The organism is Moorena sp. SIO4E2 (assembly GCF_010671945.1).
Lineage (GTDB): Bacteria > Cyanobacteriota > Cyanobacteriia > Cyanobacteriales > Coleofasciculaceae > Moorena > Moorena producens.
In genome coordinates, this window is record NZ_JAAHIE010000678.1 from 1 (window position 1) to 3,374 (window position 3,374).

Annotated in this window: 3 protein-coding genes; 1 reads left to right on the top strand and 2 read right to left on the bottom strand. The window is 44.7% G+C overall.

Going from position 1 to position 3,374, the window contains the following annotated elements:
• Positions 1-73 precede the first annotated feature (73 nt).
• A complete protein-coding gene (locus F6K37_RS35250) occupies positions 74-292 on the top strand; it encodes a DUF4327 family protein (RefSeq protein ID WP_008181701.1) in 219 nt (72 codons plus the stop codon).
• A gap of 716 nt (positions 293-1,008) precedes the next feature.
• On the opposite strand, the gene F6K37_RS35255 is transcribed toward F6K37_RS35250, so the two are convergent.
• Both F6K37_RS35255 and F6K37_RS35260 read right to left on the bottom strand, forming a co-directional pair.
• The gene (locus F6K37_RS35255; protein ID WP_287255511.1) at positions 1,009-2,232 is read right to left on the bottom strand and encodes a protein kinase domain-containing protein; all 1,224 of its coding nucleotides are present in this window, start codon (positions 2,230-2,232) and stop codon (positions 1,009-1,011) included.
• Between the two features lie 246 nt (positions 2,233-2,478).
• The coding region (locus F6K37_RS35260) for a serine/threonine phosphatase (protein ID WP_287255513.1) at positions 2,479-3,374 on the bottom strand (896 nt) is incomplete at its 5' end.

A 3,374-nucleotide genomic window follows, 5' to 3' on the forward strand; every position in this document is an offset into this window, starting at 1 on the left:
AAGGGGAAGCATTGTAGTTCAGGTATTCGCAAAAGCCAATCTAACAACAGAATTGATTTAGAGATTTTAGAGTATGACTCAAACAGTTACTCACCCCATGGTGAAGTTGCAACGCCATGTGCGTTCATTGGCGGAATCCAAAATTATTAAACCCAGTGACAGCCTTTGGAAAATTGCCCTGCTCTATGGCGACGAATGGTCTTACTGGAAACAGGAACTGACTGAATTCGGGTTTACCATGCAAGACCCGATCAGTGACTTACTAGCTGTGGAAGCCTGGGACGAAGAATGATCTGATCCAATTTAAGGTTAGTAAACAGCTAGAGAAAATGTCGCAGAGTCTACCAAAAACTCTTATTATTTGTTAGACTTAAATTAGGTTAACATCCACAGGGATTCTTATGTAACTTAAATTAAAGCCGAAAACCAAGGGTTTAATAGTTAGTTGCGCGCTCGATCCCGGTGGAACGAACTTTTTTGACATTTTTATGGCGCTCGCGGGATATTCCGTCAGAGCTTTGGGAGATACCCCCTGGATGCGAAAGCATCTTGCATTGGCGATCCAAAGTCTATTTTGGTAGACTTTGGTAGCTAAAAAGTATCGGTTAAGTACTTATCTATCTCATCAGGTGCGACCCTAGTCCGGCTTATCCGGCCTAGGAGACCCGCACCTATTTGTTCGTCTGACATGAAAATTGAGAATTGAAAGTTGTCAGTGGTTAATTTGCTATTGACAATTAGCTATTAACAATTAAAAATTGACAATTTTCAAAAGGCGATCAACGGGGATCAACCATTTTTAGAAGTGATTAACCGGACTTGATCTGACTTCTTTCGCTTCCGTTTGGCGTCCACGCTTCAATTGGTGGAGCTTGGTAATGGATGAGGAATACCCGCCGGTAGGGTGAGTATATACTTTCTTTATTCCCTGATTTGCCTTATCCTAATCACTAGTGACCGCCAAATTGTGCCCTTAAAATTTCTGCTCATATTGATTAACGCCGACTCCTAAATACAAGCAACCAAAGCCTGCATCAGTTCTTTTGCCGTTTGGTAGCGATCGCAAGCCCTTGGTTGACAAACCCGCTCAATCACTTTCCTTAATTGGGGAGTGACAGTGGGAACGCCTGATACATCAAACCGATATCCTGAACTACGCCTTTGATAATACTTTAGAGGTGCTTCCCCGGTGAGCAGAAATATTAAAGTTGGGCCAATGGCGTAAAGATCCGATTGAGTGCAAGGCTGACCTCGGTCTTGTTCAGGAGCGCTATATCCTTCCGCTCCAATCCGTGTACCTGGTATGGTGCCAATTTCTTTAACAGCACCGAAATCCAACATAACAATTCGGTTATCTCGATGGCGCACCATCAAATTCGCAGGCTTAATGTCTCGGTGGATTAGAGGCGGCTGCTGATCGTGGATGTAGTCTAAGATATCGCAAGTCTGAATCATCCACTCTACTGCCTGGGGCAAGATGACTGGTCCAGTGCTCAAGACACGTTTTTCTAAATCCTCACCGTGAATCAGAGCCATTGCTAAGTATTTTTTACCCCCTTCCACAAAAAAGTCGTAATACTGGGGAATTCCGGGATGATTCAGGGTTTTCAGGGTGCGAGCCTCTCGTTCAAACAGTTCTTGAGCCTTGGAAATTTGAGCCATGTCAGCATTCATTTCCTTGAGTACTAGTAGGAGTGGGTATCCATCTTTGCTGTTGACTTTGTCCCAGGCAAGATAAGTGGTTCCCATTCCCCCCTGTCCCAACGTTCGCAAAACATGGTAGTTGCGAATGACTCGCTCGACTGGCACCAAGGGTTGACCACAGTGAATACAGAACAAATTGCCTGGTGCATTGCCTTGGTGTTGGCATGGCTTAGTAGTCTCAGCCAAGGGCTTGGGTGCTGGGGCAGATAGTTGCTGGGTTTGAACTTGGAATTGCAGCAGTGGACCTTTCTGGGCTAGCTGAATCAGACCCTTTTCCGGCAGCACCCCCTGGGAAACCAAGACACCATTAAGAAAGGTGCCATTGGCACCCTGATTGACCAACTGCCACATCGGACCCGATGGGGAAGCACTAGCCCTGAGTTCCAGGTGATGTCGTGACACGATCGGGTTATCGACAATCACATCATTATCAGGAGCACGACCAATGCGAATCGTAGATTTGCTCTGAAAGCTCCACTGCTGCACTGGAGTGGGGCTTAACGGATCTAAGAGGGTCAGTGTGACCATAGTCAGTTGTCCTTTGTCGGTTTTGTCCTTTGTCGGTTTTATCCTTTGTCGGTTTTGTCCTTTGTCGGTTTTGTCCTTTGTCGGTTTTGTCCTTTGTCGGTTTTATCCTTTGTCCAAAGTGACTAACCAGAATATACTGGCAGCTACTAATGACATACAAGTAATGATTAATGACTAATGACAAACAACTAATAACCTAATGACTAATAACAAACAACTAATGACTAATGACTAACTAATGACTAACTAACGACCTATATTTAATGTTGGTTGAGCCAAGTTTGGTCGCACCTTCACGCGAACTAGGATTAGTGTAATGTTGTCGTGACCATTATGCTCATTTGCCAGCTCAATCAAATTAGCCAGACCCTGATCGAGGTTAGCTCGGGAACTGAGTAAAGGCGCTAAGTGAGTTTGCCAGTGATTTTCCAACAGGTCATTATCTGACAAACCATCAGAACAAAGTAAGAATATACTATCTTCTGCGATATCTATGAATTGCACATCGGGATTTAGGAATTGCTCACTACGCGGTCCAAGGGCTTGAGTTAGTTGATAGGCATCAGGGCGAGAGTAAGCGAGCTCTGGATCTACTCCGTTCTGGATTTCTCGTTGACCGACCTCGTGGTCTATAGTGATTTGCTCTAAGCCTCGTTTCCGAGTTAGTCGATAGACCCGACTATCTCCGACATGGACAATCCCTACCTTGGTATTTTCAATCAACATCATGACTAGAGTCGTACCCATTCGACCACTGCCAGAGCGAGCATTTTGTTGGTTGATATCGAAAATCGCTTGATTTGTTACATACACGGATTTCCTGAGACTATCTTCTGTGGGAAACTGGTCTTGCCAATTTTCTTTAAAGTAATTCTGGAGTACCTCTACTGCCATAGAACTGGCTACTTCCCCAGCCGCATGCCCTCCCATACCATCGCAGAGAATATATAAACCACGAGCTTGTATACTTCGACCAATAGGATTTTCCTGCTTTTTGAATTGAGTCTGGATGCCGAAACAATCCTCATTATGATCTCTTTGATGACCAATATCTGTAATACCGAGATCATCGAGACTCTGCAAGCTCATTGGCAACAGTACCGTTGGCATGTCATCCCCTTGTTGCTCAATTCCTGGTAGAT

Excerpts from the sequence above, each read along its gene's own strand:
- F6K37_RS35255 (WP_287255511.1), bottom strand. The coding sequence starts at position 2,232 with ATGGTCACACTGACCCTCTTAGATCCGTTAAGCCCCACTCCAGTGCAG.
- F6K37_RS35250 (WP_008181701.1), top strand. The coding sequence starts at position 74 with ATGACTCAAACAGTTACTCACCCCATGGTGAAGTTGCAACGCCATGTG.